A 16,022-nucleotide genomic window follows, 5' to 3' on the forward strand; every position below is an offset into this window, starting at 1 on the left:
ATGCCATGTTTTCACACGTTTGCGTTGGCGTCAGCGATACGACGCGCGCCTACGATTTCTACGCGCCGCTGTTCGCGGCACTCGGGCTGCGCCTGAAATTCCGCGAGCCGGACGGCTGGTCGGGCTGGATGCCGGCCGATGCCGACCGGCCGCTGTTCTTCTTCGGCCGGCCGCTCGACGGCCGCGCGCCCGAACCGGGCAACGGGCACACGGTCGCGTTCGTCGCGCCGGCCCGCGCGCTCGTCGATCGCTGCCATGCGCTCGCGCTGCGGCACGGCGGCACCTGCGAAGGGCCGCCGGGCCTGCGCCCGGACTATCACCGCGACTACTACGGCGCCTATTTTCGCGATCCGGACGGCAACAAGCTCTGCGTGGTCTGTCATCGTCCGGAGTAACGCGCGGTTGTCAGAATTGTATCGATAGTTGACCGGATAGCGGTGATGGCGGCCCCGTACCAGCCGTACGCTGACAGCACATCACGATACGCTTCAGCGAGGAGACCACGATGCAACTGACGATTGACGATCTGCCGGCCGCGATCCGCGCGGCGAAACGGGTGCTGCGCGCCGACCTGCCCGGTTACGCGGCGTCGTTTCGCGAACTGGAGGGCGACATCGCGCGGCAGGTCGAGGCGATCCGCCGCGCGCATGCGCACGGCCATGACGTGATCCCGGTCGTGCCGTTCGCGGATATCGCGGGCGGCACCGTCGATCCTCGCGCGATCGCCGCCATCCGCACGCACGGCGCGGTCGTGATCCGCGGCGTATTCGACGCGCATCAGGCGCGCGACTGGAACGACGAGATCGGTGCGTATCTGGATGCGAACCGCTTCGCCGAGCGGTTGAATGCGCGTGCGGAAGACCGCTATTTCGGCAATCTCGCATCGGGCAAGCCGCAGATCTACGGCGTCTACTGGTCGAAGCCGCAGGTGGCCGCGCGCCAGTCGCCGGCGCTGACGCAGGCACGCGTGTTCCTGAACCGCCTGTGGCGGCACGCGGATGCCGTGCGCATGCATTTCGATCCGGACCAGGTGCCGGCCTATGCGGACCGGATTCGCCGCCGGCCGCCCGGTTCGACGTCGCTCGGGCTGTCGCCGCACGTCGACGGCGGCTCCGTCGAGCGCTGGCTCGGGGCGAACTTCCGGCAGGTCTACCGGCACGTGCTGGCCGGTCGCTGGCGCGATTACGATCCGTTCGACGCCGCGTTCCGTCCCGACGTGGAAGAGATTCCGTCGCCGGCCGTCTGTTCGATGTTCCGCACGTTCCAGGGCTGGACCGCGCTGACGCCGCAGGGGCCCGGCGACGGCACGCTGCAGTTGATCCCGGTCGCGAACGCGATGGCCTACGTCGTGCTGCGCGCGCTGCAGCACGACGTCGCCGACGACGACCTGTGCGGCGCGCGTCCCGGCCGCGCGCTGTCGATCCGGCCCGAATGGCATGCGCTGCTGCTCGACGCGCTGGTGCCGATCCCGCACATGGCGCCGGGCGACGCGGTGTTCTGGCACGGCGACGTCGTGCATGCGGTGGAGGATGCGCACCGCGGCAGCGGCGACAGCAACGTGATGTACATCGCGGCCGCGCCGGGCTGCGCGAAGAACGACGCATACCTGCGGCGTCAGCGGTCCGCGTTCGTGCGCGGCGAGAGTCCGCCCGATTTCCCGGCCGATCATTTCGAGGTCGATTTCGACGGGCGTGGCGACGAAGGCGACCTGACGATGCTGGGCCGAGCGCAGATGGGGTTCGGGCCCGGCGCGTGACGGCCTTCTGCCGAATCCGCTGCGTGCCGCGCGCAATTCGACGCAATCGGCTGTCGGCGCTGCCGAAATCGACGCGAATTGCGCAATTTGGCTTCCGATAATGGTCCGGACACAACGCCGCGGGCCCTTGCGCCGCAAGAGTGCGGCGCAGACCATGGAGGAGTCGATGCAATTCACGCAAGCGATCGTTCGCCGTCCGGCACCGTCGTGTGGCGCGGGCCTGACCACCGCCGCACTCGGCGCACCCGACTACGACAAGACGCTCACGCAGTTTCATGCGTATTGCGACGCGCTGCGCACGCTCGGCGTCGCGCTGACCGAGCTGCCGCCGCTGGACGCGTTCCCCGATTCGCACTTCGTCGAGGACGTCGCGGTCGTGACGCCGGAATTCGCGGTGATCACGCGCCCCGGCGCCCCTGCGCGGCGCGGCGAGACGGTGCATATCGAAGCGGCACTCGCCGCGCATCGCGACCTGCTGCCGATGCAGGACGGCCGTCTCGACGGCGGCGACGTGATGCTGGTCGGCAAGTGCTTCTACATCGGCCTGACGGGCCGCACCGACGCCGAAGGCATCGCCGCGTTCGAGGCGCTGGTGTCGCGCTACGGCTACTCGGTCGTGGCGGTACCGGTCGGCGCGGGGCTGCACCTGAAGTCGGTCGTCAACGCGCTCGGCGACGACACGCTGCTCGTGACCGAAGCGCTGGCCGCGCATCCGGCGTTCGCCGGCTATCGCCGGATCACGGTCTCGGCCGCCGACGAATACGCGGGCAACACGCTGCGCGTGAACGGCACGCTGATCACGCCGGCCGGTTATCCGCGCGTTCACGATGCGATCGCGTCGCTCGGCATGCCGCTGCACGTGATCGACACGAGCGAGTTCCGCAAGATGGACGGCGGCCTGACCTGCCTGTCGCTGCGGTTCTAGCCGATTGGCGCGCGGCCGCTTCGGCCGGATAATGTGGCCCCGCGCGGACGAGGACACGTTCCGCGCACCAGCCACGACCGACCGGAGCGAACGCGGATGACCGACAAGAAGAGGCAGCTCGACAAGATCGATCTCCGGATCCTCGACATCCTGCGTACCGACGGGCGGATTTCCTACCGGAAGCTGTCGGAGCGCGTGAACCTCACGCCGCGGCCCTGCCAGGCGCGTGTGGAACGGCTCGAGGCGCTCGGCGTGATCGAAGGCTACCGCGCGGTGATCAAGGCGCCGCGCGCGACCAAGCCGATCGTCGTGATCGCGCAGATCGTGCTGGCCGACCACGGGCGTTCGCAGGCGCCGTTCGAGGACGAAATGCGGGCGAATCCGGCCGTGCTCGATTGCTGGCTCGTCAGCGGCACGTTCGATTTTCTGGTGCGGCTCGCGTGCGAGGATCTCGACGAGTACCGGCGGATCGCCAACGTGTGGCTGGAAAGCCCGCGATTCCGGATCGAGAAGATCGTGACGACGGCCGAACTGCAGGCGATCAAGCGCAGCGTCGTGTGATGCGCCCGGCCGGGCAGGACCCGGCTCGACGCGAATGACCAGGCCAATCGATTCGCATCCCGAATCAATAAAATTGGCGGAAGAAGCCGGAACCAATCAGGGTGAACACTATGGATGCTATGCAAGCGGCAGTGGAGACGGCTGCGCCGTCCGGGACGACGCTCAAGCGCCGTCTGCAGGGCCGCCACATCGCGATGATCGCGATCGGCGGCTCGATCGGCACGGGGCTGTTCGTCGCGTCGGGCGCGTCGGTTGCGCAGGCGGGGCCGGGCGGGGCGATCGCCGCCTACATCGCGATCGGGATCATGGTCTATTTCGTCGTCACCGGGCTCGGCGAGATGGCGGCGCTGATGCCGGTGTCGGGCTCGTTCGCGATCTACGGCGAGAAGTACGTCGACGAAGGCTTCGGCGTCGCGCTCGGCTGGACCTACTGGTACAGCTGGGCCGTGACGATCGCGATCGAGCTGGTCGCCGCGCAGATCGTGATGCGCTACTGGTTTCCGGCGGTGCCGGGCATAGGGTGGGGCGCGGGCTTCCTCGTGCTGATCTTCCTGCTCAATACGCTGTCGGTGCGCGGCTTCGGCGAATCGGAATACTGGTTCTCGCTGATCAAGGTCGTCACCGTGATCGCGTTCATCGCGGCGGGGCTGCTGATCGCGGCCGGCGTGCTCGGCAGCGGGCATACCGGCAGCGGGCATACCGGCAGCGGGCATACCGGCACCGGGCATACGGTCGGCTGGCGCAACTTCACGACGGGCGACGCGCCGTTCGTCGGCGGCGTGCACGCGATGATGAGCGTCGCGCTGATCGCGGGTTTCTCGTTTCTCGGCACCGAGCTGGTCGGGATCGCGGCCGGTGAATCGGAAAATCCGCGCAAGACGATCCCGCGCGCGGTGAAGCAGATCTTCTGGCGGATCATGCTGTTCTACGTGCTCGCGATCTTCGTGATCGGCCTGCTCGTGCCGTACACCGACCCGAACCTGCTGAAGAGCGACGTGACCGACATCGGCGTGAGTCCGTTCACGCTGGTGTTCAGCCATGCGGGCTTCCCGCTTGCCGCCGGCGCGATGAACCTGGTGATCCTGACGGCCGTGCTGTCGGCCGGCAATTCCGGCACCTACGCGGCGACGCGGATGCTGTACAACCTCGCCGCGGAAGGGCGCGCGCCGGCGATGTTCGCGACGCTGTCGCCGGGCGGCGTGCCGCGCAACGCGCTGTACGCGACGATGGCCGTCGGCGGGCTGTGCTTCCTCACGTCGCTGACCAACAACCAGCGCATCTATCTGTGGCTGTTGAACACGGTCGGCATCACGGGCTTCATTGCGTGGCTCGGCATCGCGGTCTGCCATTACCGGTTCCGCAAGGGTTTCCTGAAGCAGGGCTACCGGCTCGACCAGTTGCCGTACCGCGCGAAGTGGTTCCCGTTCGGGCCGCTGTTCGCGATCGCGATCTGCATCGTGATTTCGCTCGGGCAGGACTATCAGGCGTTCTTCGCGGCTCGCATCGACTGGATGGAAGTGCTGTCGATCTATGTCTGGATTCCGCTGTTCGTCGCGATCTGGTGGGCGTATCGCCGCGCACGCAAGAGCCGGCTCGTGCGCTACGAGGAGATGGAGATCGGGCCGTGGCTGGCGCGCGCGGTCGACGGGGCGGCGGATGCGCGCGAATCGTCGCGCGGCGCGTAGCGGGCGGGCCGCTCGCGTGACGGCCGGCCGCGGGCCGCGATAACATCGCGATTCGCACGGCGTGCTGCCCGGGCCGGTGGCATGCCGCGCGTTTCCCGATCGATTTCGCGTCCAGCACACAACATGACAACCCAGCCGAACCGCGTTTCCTCCCCGTCACTTGCCTCCCGCGCCAGCGTGCGCGAGATCGCCGATGCCGTGCGCGCGGCCGGACGGCGTGCCGTCGACGTCGCCGACGACGCGCTCGCGCGTCTCGCGGCGATCGCGCCGCTCAATGCGATGGTGCACGTCGATGCCGAGCTGGCCCGCCGCACGGCCGAGCGCATCGATGCCCGCGTCGCGCGGGGCGAGGCGCTGCCGCTCGCGGGCGTGCCGTTCGTGATCAAGGACAACCTCGATACCGCCGCGATGCCGACGCTCGGTGCGAGCCCGGCGCTGGGCGGCTATCGCGCAACCGGCGATGCGCAGACCGTACGGCGCCTGCTCGAAGCCGGTGCGGTGCCGCTGGGCAAGGCGAACATGCACGAGCTCGCGTTCGGCATCACGAGCGGCAACGGGCATTTCGGCGCGGTCGGCAATCCGCATGATCCGCAGCGCATCGCCGGCGGGTCGAGCGGCGGAACGGCGGCCGCGGTCGCGGCCGGCATCCCGTTCGGCCTCGGCACCGACACGGGCGGCTCGGTGCGCATTCCGGCCGCATTCTGCGGCGTGTACGGGCTGCGGCCGTCCGCGCAGCGCTATTCGCCGCATGGCGTGCTGTCGCTGTCGCCCACCCGCGATACGGTCGGGCCGATCGGCCACGGCATCGACGATTTGCTGCTGCTCGACGCCGTGCTGACGCGCGACGACAGCGTGGCCGTCGCGCCGGAATGGCCGCAGTTGCGTATCGGCGTACCGGGCGCGCCTTACTTCGACGCGCTCGACCCGGGCGTTGCGGCCCGCATCGAACACGCGCTCGCGTCGTGCGTGGCGGCCGGCGCGACGCTCGTGCCGCTGCCGGCGATGCCGCTGCACGACGCGAGCGAGGCCTGCGGCCTGCCGATCGTGGCGTTCGAGGCGAACCGGTACTGGCGCCGCTTTGCGGCCGAGCGGCTGCGCATTCCGTTCGAGACGTTCGTCGAACGGATCGCGAGCGACGACGTGCGCGGCATCTTCCGGTCACTCGTCGAAGCGCCGGTCGAGGCCGACGCCTATGCGGAAGCGATCGTGTGCCGGCAGCGTCTCGTGCACTGGTACGACGATGCGTTCGGCGCGCCGGTCGACTGCATCGCGATGCCGACGGTGCCGGGCGAGCCGCCGTCGCTCGGCGACACCGCCGCGATGACGCCCGAACAGGGCGCTGCGCTGTTCGCGCGCGTCGTGCGCCAGACGTCGCCGGCGACACTCGCCGGCGTACCGTCCGTGTCGATCCCGGCCGGGCTCTCCACGCGGACGGGGCTGCCGGTCGGGCTCATGCTGGAGGGGCCGTGGGGCAGCGACCGGCGCCTGCTCGCGATCGCCCGCCGGATCGACGCGCGGCTGCGGGATCGCGCAGCGGCCGCCTGAGCCGCGGCCGCGTTCAGGCCAGATAGGCCTTCATGAAGTCGACCCACGCGCGCACTTTTTGCGGCACGTGCGTGGTCGACGGATACAACGCGTAGACGGCCTGCGGCGGAAACCGGTAGTCGGGCAGTGCGTCGACCAGCGCGCCGCACGCGAGGTCGTCGCGCACGAGCCATTCGGGCAGCAGCGCGACGCCGCTGCCTTGGCGCGCGAGCACGCGCAGCACCGACGCGTTGTCGACGACGACGCGCGGCTTGGCGCCGGGCCGGAAGGCATGCGGGTTGCCGTCGCGGTCCGTGAGCGTCCAGGTGGCGATGCGCTCGAGCCGCGTATGACCGAGCTGCGGCAGGCGCGCGAGCACGTCGGGCGAGTCGATGCGGGACAGGCCCGCGGCGGCGAGCAGCGACGGTGCGATCACGGGCCGCACTTCGTAGGTCGCCAGGCACGCGCCGCGGTAGGGCAGGTCCTGGAACTGCTCGAGGCGCCCGAGGCGAATCGCGACGTCGACGCGCTCCCGCACCAGGTCGACCTGCGCCGCATGCGTCTCGAGCCGCACGCGCAGCGCGGGATGGCGCTGCATGAACGCATGCAGCGCGGGCGCGACCACCATCGTCCCGTACTCGACCGTCGACGTCACGCGCAGCACGCCGTGCATCCCGCCGTGCTCGCTGCGGGCGTCGTCGATCGCGCTCTCGGCTTCCTCCAGCACGCGCAGGCAGCGCGCATGGAAGCGCTCGCCCGCGTCGGTCAGCTCGACGCGCCGCGTCGTGCGCGTGAACAGCGTGACGCCGAGTTCGGCTTCGAGCTGCTTGATGTTGAAGCTGACCGCGGCCCGGGCCTGATTCAACTGGGCGGCGGCGGCCGTAAACGACCCCGCTTCCACGACGGCGCGGAAGACGGCGAAACGATCGAGACTCACCATGGCGTGTCGGCTGCTTTCCGGAAAACCGACATGTTGCCCTGATTGTCAAAATTTTTCGACCAGTCTTGCCGTCCGGACGGTCTTATCGACGCGCGCGTCGAACCTTACACTGCGGCGTTTCGTTCGTCTTCCGCCACATGACCGATCGCTCGAAAATCGCCGCCGTCTACCTGCTCGGGTTCGCGATCGACCTCGCCAACATGTTCGTCATCAACGCCGCGTATCCGACGATCCAGCGCGAGCTGCACGCATCGGTCGCGCAGCTGGCGTGGATCGGCAACATGTACGTGCTCGGGCTGACCGTCGTGATCCCGCTTGGCACCTGGCTGGCGCGGCGTTTCGGCGAGCGCCGGCTGCTGATCGCGTCGCTGGTGCTGTTCGCGCTCGGCAGCGTCGGCGTCGGCCTGTCGGCGTCGATCGGCGCGCTGCTCGCGTGGCGCCTGATCCAGGGGCTCGGCGGCGGGCTGCTGATCCCGGTCGGGCAGACGATGGCCTATCGCGCGTATCCGCCGGATGCACGTGCCCACCTGACGTCGATCGTGATGATGGTCGCGCTGCTCGTGCCCGCCTTGTCGCCGGCGCTCGGCGGCGTGATCGTCGATCGCGCGTCGTGGCGGGCGATCTTCTTCGGCATGGTGCCGCTGGCCGCCGCGACCAGCGTGCTCGCGTTCGCGTGGCTGCCGGCGGACGCAGCGGGCGAACGTCCGCCGGCGCTCGATGCCCGCGGCCTCGCGTTGAGCGCCGTGGCGCTGGTCGCGCTGCTGCTCGGCCTGACGTTCGCGGGCCAGCCGGGGGGCGGCCGCCTGGCGATCGCGCCGCTGTCGGTCGCGCTGGTCGCCGGTGGCGCGTACGTCGCGCATGCGCGGCGCGCGGCGTCCCCGCTGCTCGACCTGCGCCTCGTCGCGCAGCCGCTGCTGCGGATCGGCTTGGTCGTCTATCTGTGCGTGCCGGGCGTGTTCACCGGCGTGAACCTGGTCGCGGCGCTGTACCTGCAGAACGCGCTCGGGCTCAGCGCGACGCATACGGGCGCGCTGATGGTGCCGTGGGCGATCGCGTCGTTCGTCGCGATCGCGACGACGCGGCGCTGTTTTCCGAAGTGGGGCGCGAAGCCGCTGTTCATGAGCGGGATCGCGATCGATGCGATCGGCATCGTGCTGCTCGCGACACCGCTCGCTGGTTTCGAGGCCGGGCGCGTGCTGGCTTTCGTCGCGATGGGGCTCGGCGCCAGCATGTGCACGAGCACGTCGCAAAGCGCGGCGTTCCTCGACGTTCCCGCGGCGCGGATGGGCGACGCGAGCGCGCTGTGGAACATCAACCGGCAGTTGAGCTTCTGCCTCGGCGTCGCCGTGCTGGGCAGCGCGCTGAATTTCCTGCTGTCGACGCAGGGCGACGACGCGCGGCTGTCTTATCAGCAGTGCTTCGGCCTGGCCGCGTTGCTGACGCTGCTGCCGCTGCCGTTCGTCGCGCGCCTCGCCCTGCACCGCGCGCCTGCCGCGCGACCGGTTTCCCAACGTACGCAAGTGTCGAAATGAATCCGTCCAACCCGTTTTTCCAGGAAGTGGTCGACGCGCACGTCGACATCGAGCAATGGTTGTCCGGCCATGCGTCACGCGACGCGCTCGCGCCGCTGATCGCGCGTTTCTCGCGGCGTTTCTCGATGATTTCGCTGCAGGGGCATGCGCTGGATTTCGCGGATATCGACGTCCTGTTCTCGCGCGGCCACGGCGCGCGTCCCGGGCTGCGGATCGCGATCGACGAACTGCACGAAGTGAGCGCGTGGCAGGGCGGCGCGGTGATTGCCTATCGCGAGACGCAGGTCGACGGAGCGGGGCGGCGCACCGTGCGCCGTTCGACCGTCGTATTCGAGCGCGACGCGAACGGCCGCATCGGCTGGCTGCGCCTGCATGAAACACCGGTGACGGGCTGACCGTCGCCGCCGCGCCCGCCGCCGCGTGCCTGGCGGCGGGCGTATGGAGTCCGAGCGGCACCTACGAGCAGAAACCTGAGAGATGACGATAACAACAATCGAATCCGCGCGCCGCGACGGCGCGCGGCAACAACGCGTGCGCGGCCGGAGGTGCGCATGACGGCGCCCGGGTTCACCGATGGGGTGGCGGCGCTCGTGCGCGATACCGAGGTGCACAAGGATCTTTACCTGTCGCCGCGGATCTTCGAACTGGAGATGCGCCACCTGTTCGCGAACACATGGGTGTACGTCGGCCACGTCAGCCAGATTCCGGACACCGGCGACTACGTGACGACGACGATCGGCGCGGAGCCGGTCGTGATGGTGCGCCACGTCGACGGATCGGTGCGCGTGCTGCACAACCGGTGTTCGCACAAGGGCACGCAGCTCGTGACCGACGCGTGCGGCAACACGGGTACGTTCTTTCGCTGTCCGTACCACGCATGGTCCTACCGGACCGACGGCAGCCTCCATGCGATTCCGCTGCGGCGCGGCTACGACCAGACCGGTTTCGAATCGTGCGAGGCGAGCAAGGGCATGCAGGCGGTCGGCGCGACCCACGAGCATCGGGGCTTCGTGTTCTGTCGGCTGAACCCGGAGGGCGTCGGCTTCCACGACTATTTCGGCGCGGCGCTGTCGTCGCTCGACAACCTGGTCGACCGCTCGCCGGAAGGGCGCGTCGAAGTCGCGGGCGGCGTGTTCCGGTACGTGCATGCGTGCAACTGGAAGATGCTGGTCGAGAACCAGACCGACACCTGTCACCCGATGGTCGCGCACGAGTCGTCGGCCGGCACGGCCGTGCGCGTCTGGGAGCGTGACGGCATGGAAGGCGCGAAGCCGATGGCGGTGGAACTGCTGGAGCCGTTCATCCAGCCGCATGCGTTCTTCGAGCGGATGGGGCTGCGCGTGTGGCCCAACGGGCACGGTCACACCGGCACCGCCGATTCGATCCATGCGCGCTATACGCCGATTCCCGGTTATCACGAGAAGATGACGGCGGCGTACGGCGAAGCGCGCGCGGCCCGCATTCTCGGCGAGGTGCGCCACAACACGGTGCTGTTCCCGAACGCGATGGTGAAGGGGCCGATCCAGATCCTGCGCGTGTTCAAGCCGCTCGCGGCCGACCGCACGCTGGTCGAATCGTGGTCGTTCCGTCTTGCGGGCGCACCCGATTCGATGTTCGAGCGCACGCTGGCCTACAACCGGCTGATCAACGCGCCGACGTCGATCGTCGCGCACGACGATCTCGAGATGTACGAACGCGCGCAGCGCGGCCTCGCGACGCAATCGCGCGACTGGGTGCATGTGGGACGGCTGTTCGATCCGCACGAGCACATGCACGCGACGGCCGAGACGAACGGCACCAGCGAGCTGCAGATCCGCAACCAGTTCCGCGCGTGGCTGCGCTATATCGCGCCCGCATCGACGAAGGAGGCCGCCGATGCGCACGTTTGCTCACGATGAACTCGCCGCGTTCGTGTATCGCGAGGCGCGCCTGCTCGACGAGCGGCGCTACGAAGAGTGGCTCGCGCTGTACGCGGACGACGCGCGCTACTGGATGCCGTTGTCGCCGGATCAGCCCGATTCGGTGCTGCATGGCGCGCTGATGGACGAGGACCGGTTGCTGCTGCGCATCCGCATCGAGCGCCTGGCCGGCCGCCGCACGTTCTCGCAGCAGCCGGCGAGCCGCGGCCATCATCTGCTCCAGCAGCCGTACGTCGAGCGCGCCGACCCGGCGCGCGGCGTGTACGTGTTGCGCACGCCGTTCCATTACGTCGAAGCGCGGCGCGACGAGCAGACGCTGTTTGCCGGCTGGTACACGCACGAACTCGCGGTCAGCGGCGACGCGTTGCGCATCCGCGTGAAGCGCGTCGACCTCGTCAACGCCGATGCGCCGCTCGGCAGCATCCACCTGCCCGTGTGAGCGCGGGCTCGCGCTGCCGGTTTCCTTCCCTGGTTTGGTCCCGATTCCATGAACGCCCCTGAACGCCTGCCGCACACGCTACCGTACATCGACACGCTGTACGACTATGGCGCTTTCCTGTCCCGTACCGGCGGCCGTGTCGGTACGCTGGCGGCCGAAAGCGCGCGCGATGCGCGGATCGCGATCGTCGGCGCGGGCGTCGGCGGGCTCGTCGCGGCCTGCGAACTGCTGCGCGCCGGTGCGCGGCAGGTCGTCGTGTTCGAGGCGAACCGGGCGCGCGTCGGCGGACGCCTGCTGACGCAGTCGATCAATCCCGAGCATCCGCACCTGCTCGCCGAAATGGGCGCGATGCGCTTTCCGCCGTCGCAGGCGGCGCTGTATCACTACCTGGACCGGTTCGGCGTCGACAGCGCATCGGCGTTTCCCGATCCCGGCATCGTCGACACGGAGATCCACTATCAGGGCCATGCGTACCGCTGGCCGGCCGGCGAAGCGCCGCCGGCGCTGTTCGAGCGTGTCGACCGCGGCTGGCGCGCGTTCATCCGCGACGGCGTGCGGCTCGACGACGGCACGTCGCTACCGGCGCCGGCCGAACTGACGGCGCTGCTGCGCGCGCATCGCTACGACGATGCGCGGTGCGGCTGGCAGCAGTACATCGACCGCTTCGGCGACGAGTCGTTCTATTCGGCGATCGTGAAGATCTTCACCGGCGCGACGCCGCCCGGCGGCGTTCGCTGGCGCAAGAGCGAGGACCTGCGCCTGTTCGGCACGCTCGGCATCGGGTCGGGCGGCTTCCAGCCGGTCTATCGCGCGTCGTTCCTCGAAATCCTGCGGATCGTCGTCAATGAGCTCGAGGTCGACCAGCGGCTGATCCCGGCCGGCATCTTCGCGCTCGCGCGGGGGCTGCTGGACGACGGCGCCGACGGCGTGCGCGTGCGCGACTGCATCGTTCACGCAGCGGTGCGCGGCGTGACGAAGCAGCCCGACGGTACGCTTGCGCTCGCACTCGACGACGGGGCGACCCGCGTGTTCGATCGCGTGATCGTCGCGACGACGACGCGGGCGATGCAGGTCGGCATGGGGATGACGGGCATCGCGAACCTGTTCGCCCCGGACGTCGTCCGCGCGATCAACGAGACGCACATGGTCAGCTCGTCGAAGCTTTTCGTGCTGACCCGCGACAAGTTCTGGCTCAAGCACGGGCTGCCGCACAACATCCAGACCGACACGCTCGCGCGCGGCATCTACTGCCTCGACTACGCGCCCGACGATCCCGACGCGCACGGCGTCGTGCTGATCAGCTACACGTGGGAAGACGATTCGCACAAGATCCTGTCGCTGACCGACAAGATCGAGCGGTTCAAGCGCCTCGTGGCCGAGATCGGCGTCGTGTCGCCGGCGTTCGCCGCGCATCTGCGCCCGCTCGACGACGATTACGCGCGCAACGTCACGAGTCACGACTGGCTGTCGGACCGTTACGCGCTGGGCGCGTTCAAGCTGAACTACCCGGGCGAGGACATCCACTCGCAGGCGCTGTTCTACCAGTTCCAGACGGCGGCGGATCCGTCGTCGGACCGCGGGATCTATCTGGCCGGCTGCTGCTGTTCGTTTACGGGCGGCTGGATCGAGGGCGCGGTGCAGACCGCGATCAATGCGGCGAGCGCGGTGATCCACAGCCTCGGCGGCACGCTGGCCGACGGCAATCCGCTCGACGCGATGCGCAGCCGCTATCGATATGGCGATTGAACGGCGCCGTTACCGGTCGAGCTCCGGGTAGTGCCGGAAGATCCCCATGTCGTTGAACGGGATGCGGCGCGCCGACGCGAGATAGCGCGCGACGGGCGGATGCCGCGCGACGCGATCGTGCAGCGCGACGAGCGCCGCGACTTTCCGCTCCGCGCGTTTCATCGCCTTCGGAAACGCATAGCGCAAGCCTTCGATCAGCTGGAACATCGACAGGTCCGCGTAGCTGAGAGCGGTGCCCGCGATGTAGCCGCTGCCGTGCGGATTCTGCCCGAGCACGCGATCGAAGTAGCCGAGGAATTTCGGCAGCCGGTTCTCGATGAAGTCGGCCGCGCGCTCCGCGGCTTCCGCCTTCTGGTCCTCGTAGTAGAGGCAGCTGGCGATCGGGTGATGCGTGTCGTGGATCTCGGTGACGAAGTCGGCGACGGTCAGCTGGAGCTGGTGTACCCACAGCCGGCCGGCTTCGTCGTCGGGCGCGAGCCCGAGCCGCGCGCCGAGAAACAGCAGGATGTTCGCCGTCTGCCCGACGACCACGTCGCCCGCCTTCAGGAACGGCGGCGCGAACGGCACGCACTCGGCCTTCGTGTTGTCCATCATGCGCATCATCGCCGACACGCCCATCCCGCGCCCCGATTCGCGTGCGACATCGACATAGTCGGCTTCGGCCGCCTCGAGCGCGAGCCGCACGTACTCGCCGCGGCCCTGGATCTCGGGCCAGTAATAGAGTTCATATCGCATGCTGTTGTCCTGTTCGTTGAACCGGCTGCCGCCGGCCTCGTGACGACCGGGCGGCCGCGCGCCGCCCGTTGCGAATAGACAGTCTAGGCGATCGAACGAAAAGCGCCGTGCGCGGCATCATGCGTCGCGTGCGCGCTCGCCGCCTTCCGGGCCGTGGAAGAACACCCGGGTCGAGAAGTTGTCGGAGAAGCCGACGAAGCGATGCGCCGCATGGGCGGGGACGAACAGCGTGTCGCCGGCCGCGACGCCGCATTCGCGCCCGTCGACGACGAAGCGCGACGTGCCGGTCGCGATCACGTCGATCTCGTCGCGCGTGTGCGGCGTCTGCCGGTCCTCGACGCGCGGCCGGTACAGCTCGACATCGCGCGTGCCGTGGCGAAACAGCGTCGTGAACAGCGTGCCTACGTCGTCGAGGCGCGCAAGCGATTCGTTCAGGCCGAGCTTCATCGTGGCGGGCTCCGGGTCCGGATCGTGAGGGAACGTGGCTTGCGCCATGGTAATGCGGGTGCCGATATGTCGAAACGCCGCGCCAGTCGCGAGCGCTCCACCGGCGAAACAGGCGCGCGATTCGCTCGCCGCAGGTGAAACAAGATCGTCCATCGGCGAAACGGCGCGGCGATCGAACGAATTCGGCCGTCACTTTCACCGCAATTTAACCAACGCCGCCTAGGATCGCGCTGCATCGATCGATGGCATGCCGCAATGCCGGTTCGCGCGCGGTTGCCCGATTGCCTTTTCCCTGGACCCCGCGAATTTCGTCGACCCTGCCTGTCCTCACGCACGGTCGTCATTCGCATCATGGCGTAGCGTGTACATGAGTCAGCATTCCCCGGCTTCGTCCCGAAGAAAATTCCTCGCCGCCGCGCCAGCCGTCGCGGCCTCTTCCCTGCTGAGCGCCTGCGGCGGCGACGACGTCACGTCGGCGCCGGTCACCGACAGCGCGCTGGCCGCGCAGATGTCCGCGAAACTGAACGCGCAGCTCGGCGACGCGGCGACCGTCGACGCGATCGTCCCGGCGATGTCCGACGTCGGCTTCACGTGGGACCTGCCGACCGTGGCCGCCGCGCAGATCGGTGCGATCGTCGCGTACAGCTTCGGCAACCGTCCGAACGCGTCGAGCGGCAACACGTCGAGCACCGGCGGCAACCAGGCGGCGCTGCCCGATCCGGGGCCCGTGAACGAGGCGCTGGCGGACGCCGTGTACCGCATCCGCCAGCTGAAGCCCGTCAAGGTCTATGCGCAATGGGAAATCGCGCGGTTTCTCGTGTCGAAATACGGGATGGGCGCCGACGTGCTGTCGTCGGTCGAACCGGTGATCGCGAACGACGGCTCGATCGTGTACCTGAGTACCGCGGGCGTCGCGGCGGTCGCCGTGTCGCGGGCGGGGCGGCGGCGATGGGCACCGTCGCGGTGGTCGGCCATCGCGATCACGCGAAGCGCTGCATCCAGACGTCGCAACAGGCGGGCATGAAGGCGGCGGCCGTCGCCGAGGTGCCGCTGCCGACGGTGTACGACCCGCAGTCGGGCCAGCCGTGGACGCGCAACCGCAGCCTCTACCTCGTGCACGACATGTATGCGCAGATGCTGACGCGCGCGATGACCGCGACGACGCAGGCCTACCCGAAGGGCTGACGCCCGCCGATCCCCCCATCGACGCTCATGACCATGCATACCCGTCGCCATTTCCTGGCTTCCACCTCCGTCCTGGCCGCGTCGTGCGCGGCCGTCACGCCCGTGTTCGCGAGCGCCGCGCCGGCCACCGATGCCGAACTGCAGCGCCAGATGCTCGGCAAGCTGACGAACGAATTGGACGATCGCGCGACCGCTGCCGACGAAACCGGTTATCTGCTCGACACGTTTTTCTCGTGGACGCCGCCGAGCGTCGCGGCGGCCGCCATCGATACGATCGTCGCATACAGCTTCGGCAGCCGCGCCGGCGCATCGGCCGCCGCACCCGTACCGGGCCCCGTCAACGAGGCGATTGCCGATGCCGTGTTCCAGCTTCGGCAGAAGGTCGCGGCACCGATCTTCGCGCAGCAGGAGGTCGCGAGCGTGCTCGCGTCGACATACGGGCTCACGGCCGGCGTGACGTCGATCGCGACGCCCGCGGTCGCCGCCGGCAGCCCGATATCGACCGCCGACGGCGTCGCCGCCGCGATCGTCAGGCAGGGGGGGTGCCCCTATGTGTTTCGTCAAGCGTTAGGGGCTGACTTGGGTTGGTAAATGGTGCCGTCGCGCAGCATGGCGAACAGGACGTCGC

Annotated in this window: 14 protein-coding genes and 2 pseudogenes; 13 read left to right on the forward strand and 3 right to left on the reverse strand. The window is 69.0% G+C overall.

What is annotated here, in order from left to right; all coding sequences use genetic code 11:
- Positions 1-5 precede the first annotated feature (5 nt).
- The 6 genes from HWX00_RS10535 to iaaH all read left to right on the forward strand — a co-directional run bounded on the left by HWX00_RS10535 (position 6) and on the right by iaaH (position 6,472).
- Complete coding sequence (locus HWX00_RS10535) at positions 6-395, forward strand: VOC family protein (protein WP_034185795.1); 390 nt, start codon at positions 6-8, stop codon at positions 393-395.
- Between the two features lie 110 nt (positions 396-505).
- On the forward strand, positions 506-1,756 hold the full coding sequence (locus HWX00_RS10540; protein WP_175028825.1) for a DUF1479 domain-containing protein: 1,251 nt from the start codon (positions 506-508) through the stop codon (positions 1,754-1,756).
- Between the two features lie 166 nt (positions 1,757-1,922).
- A complete protein-coding gene (locus tag HWX00_RS10545) occupies positions 1,923-2,681 on the forward strand; it encodes a dimethylarginine dimethylaminohydrolase family protein (RefSeq protein WP_034185982.1) in 759 nt (252 codons plus the stop codon).
- Between the two features lie 96 nt (positions 2,682-2,777).
- Positions 2,778-3,242 (forward strand): Lrp/AsnC family transcriptional regulator, encoded by a 465-nt coding sequence (locus tag HWX00_RS10550; protein WP_034185797.1) that lies wholly within the window; start codon positions 2,778-2,780, stop codon positions 3,240-3,242.
- 110 nt (positions 3,243-3,352) lie between these two features.
- The gene (locus HWX00_RS10555; protein WP_175028826.1) at positions 3,353-4,927 is read left to right on the forward strand and encodes an amino acid permease; all 1,575 of its coding nucleotides are present in this window, start codon (positions 3,353-3,355) and stop codon (positions 4,925-4,927) included.
- A gap of 123 nt (positions 4,928-5,050) precedes the next feature.
- Positions 5,051-6,472 (forward strand): indoleacetamide hydrolase, encoded by a 1,422-nt coding sequence (gene iaaH / locus HWX00_RS10560; protein ID WP_175028827.1) that lies wholly within the window; start codon positions 5,051-5,053, stop codon positions 6,470-6,472.
- A gap of 13 nt (positions 6,473-6,485) precedes the next feature.
- Here iaaH and HWX00_RS10565 read toward each other — a convergent pair whose 3' ends face one another.
- Entirely contained in the window at positions 6,486-7,391 is a 906-nt protein-coding gene (locus HWX00_RS10565) for a LysR family transcriptional regulator (RefSeq protein WP_034185800.1), read from the reverse strand.
- 137 nt (positions 7,392-7,528) lie between these two features.
- On the opposite strand from HWX00_RS10565, the gene HWX00_RS10570 reads away from it, so the two are divergent.
- From HWX00_RS10570 to HWX00_RS10590, 5 genes are all read left to right on the forward strand, one after another.
- A complete protein-coding gene (locus HWX00_RS10570) occupies positions 7,529-8,923 on the forward strand; it encodes an MFS transporter (RefSeq protein ID WP_175028828.1) in 1,395 nt (464 codons plus the stop codon).
- On the forward strand, positions 8,920-9,318 hold the full coding sequence (locus HWX00_RS10575; RefSeq protein ID WP_034185802.1) for a hypothetical protein: 399 nt from the start codon (positions 8,920-8,922) through the stop codon (positions 9,316-9,318). The genes HWX00_RS10570 and HWX00_RS10575 overlap by 4 nt, the downstream gene beginning before the upstream one ends.
- Positions 9,319-9,474: 156 nt before the next feature.
- Complete coding sequence (locus HWX00_RS10580) at positions 9,475-10,821, forward strand: aromatic ring-hydroxylating dioxygenase subunit alpha (protein ID WP_034185803.1); 1,347 nt, start codon at positions 9,475-9,477, stop codon at positions 10,819-10,821.
- Positions 10,799-11,281 carry an aromatic-ring-hydroxylating dioxygenase subunit beta gene (locus tag HWX00_RS10585; RefSeq protein WP_175028829.1) on the forward strand — a complete coding sequence of 161 codons (483 nt, stop codon included), beginning with the start codon at positions 10,799-10,801 and terminating at the stop codon, positions 11,279-11,281. Before HWX00_RS10580 ends, HWX00_RS10585 begins: the two co-directional genes overlap by 23 nt.
- Positions 11,282-11,329: 48 nt before the next feature.
- Entirely contained in the window at positions 11,330-13,027 is a 1,698-nt protein-coding gene (locus tag HWX00_RS10590) for a flavin monoamine oxidase family protein (protein ID WP_034185805.1), read from the forward strand.
- Positions 13,028-13,036: 9 nt separating this feature from the next.
- Here HWX00_RS10590 and HWX00_RS10595 read toward each other — a convergent pair whose 3' ends face one another.
- Together HWX00_RS10595 and HWX00_RS10600 are read right to left on the reverse strand one after the other, a co-directional pair.
- Positions 13,037-13,762, reverse strand: a complete 726-nt coding sequence (locus tag HWX00_RS10595) for a glutathione S-transferase (RefSeq protein ID WP_069705034.1) — start codon at positions 13,760-13,762, stop codon at positions 13,037-13,039.
- A gap of 117 nt (positions 13,763-13,879) precedes the next feature.
- Complete coding sequence (locus HWX00_RS10600; protein WP_175028830.1) at positions 13,880-14,209, reverse strand: cupin domain-containing protein; 330 nt, start codon at positions 14,207-14,209, stop codon at positions 13,880-13,882.
- A 367-nt stretch (positions 14,210-14,576) separates the two neighbouring features.
- On the opposite strand from HWX00_RS10600, the pseudogene HWX00_RS10605 reads away from it, so the two are divergent.
- Positions 14,577-15,394 (forward strand): annotated as a pseudogene (locus HWX00_RS10605) (hypothetical protein).
- Between the two features lie 33 nt (positions 15,395-15,427).
- Positions 15,428-15,937, forward strand: a pseudogene (locus HWX00_RS10610) (Tat pathway signal protein); the annotation flags it as partial.
- Between the last annotated feature and the right edge of the window lie 85 nt (positions 15,938-16,022).

This window comes from Burkholderia seminalis DSM 23518, from assembly GCF_902832885.1.
GTDB classification, from domain to species: domain Bacteria; phylum Pseudomonadota; class Gammaproteobacteria; order Burkholderiales; family Burkholderiaceae; genus Burkholderia; species Burkholderia seminalis.

Coding starts and splice junctions, on each gene's coding strand:
- HWX00_RS10575 (WP_034185802.1), top strand. CDS start 8,920: ATGAATCCGTCCAACCCGTTTTTCCAGGAAGTGGTCGACGCGCACGTC.
- HWX00_RS10590 (WP_034185805.1), top strand. CDS start 11,330: ATGAACGCCCCTGAACGCCTGCCGCACACGCTACCGTACATCGACACG.
- HWX00_RS10585 (WP_175028829.1), top strand. CDS start 10,799: ATGCGCACGTTTGCTCACGATGAACTCGCCGCGTTCGTGTATCGCGAG.
- HWX00_RS10570 (WP_175028828.1), top strand. CDS start 7,529: ATGACCGATCGCTCGAAAATCGCCGCCGTCTACCTGCTCGGGTTCGCG.
- HWX00_RS10550 (WP_034185797.1), top strand. CDS start 2,778: ATGACCGACAAGAAGAGGCAGCTCGACAAGATCGATCTCCGGATCCTC.
- HWX00_RS10600 (WP_175028830.1), bottom strand. CDS start 14,209: ATGAAGCTCGGCCTGAACGAATCGCTTGCGCGCCTCGACGACGTAGGC.
- HWX00_RS10555 (WP_175028826.1), top strand. CDS start 3,353: ATGGATGCTATGCAAGCGGCAGTGGAGACGGCTGCGCCGTCCGGGACG.
- iaaH (WP_175028827.1), top strand. CDS start 5,051: ATGACAACCCAGCCGAACCGCGTTTCCTCCCCGTCACTTGCCTCCCGC.
- HWX00_RS10580 (WP_034185803.1), top strand. CDS start 9,475: ATGACGGCGCCCGGGTTCACCGATGGGGTGGCGGCGCTCGTGCGCGAT.
- HWX00_RS10565 (WP_034185800.1), bottom strand. CDS start 7,391: ATGGTGAGTCTCGATCGTTTCGCCGTCTTCCGCGCCGTCGTGGAAGCG.
- HWX00_RS10540 (WP_175028825.1), top strand. CDS start 506: ATGCAACTGACGATTGACGATCTGCCGGCCGCGATCCGCGCGGCGAAA.
- HWX00_RS10545 (WP_034185982.1), top strand. CDS start 1,923: ATGCAATTCACGCAAGCGATCGTTCGCCGTCCGGCACCGTCGTGTGGC.
- HWX00_RS10595 (WP_069705034.1), bottom strand. CDS start 13,762: ATGCGATATGAACTCTATTACTGGCCCGAGATCCAGGGCCGCGGCGAG.
- HWX00_RS10535 (WP_034185795.1), top strand. CDS start 6: ATGTTTTCACACGTTTGCGTTGGCGTCAGCGATACGACGCGCGCCTAC.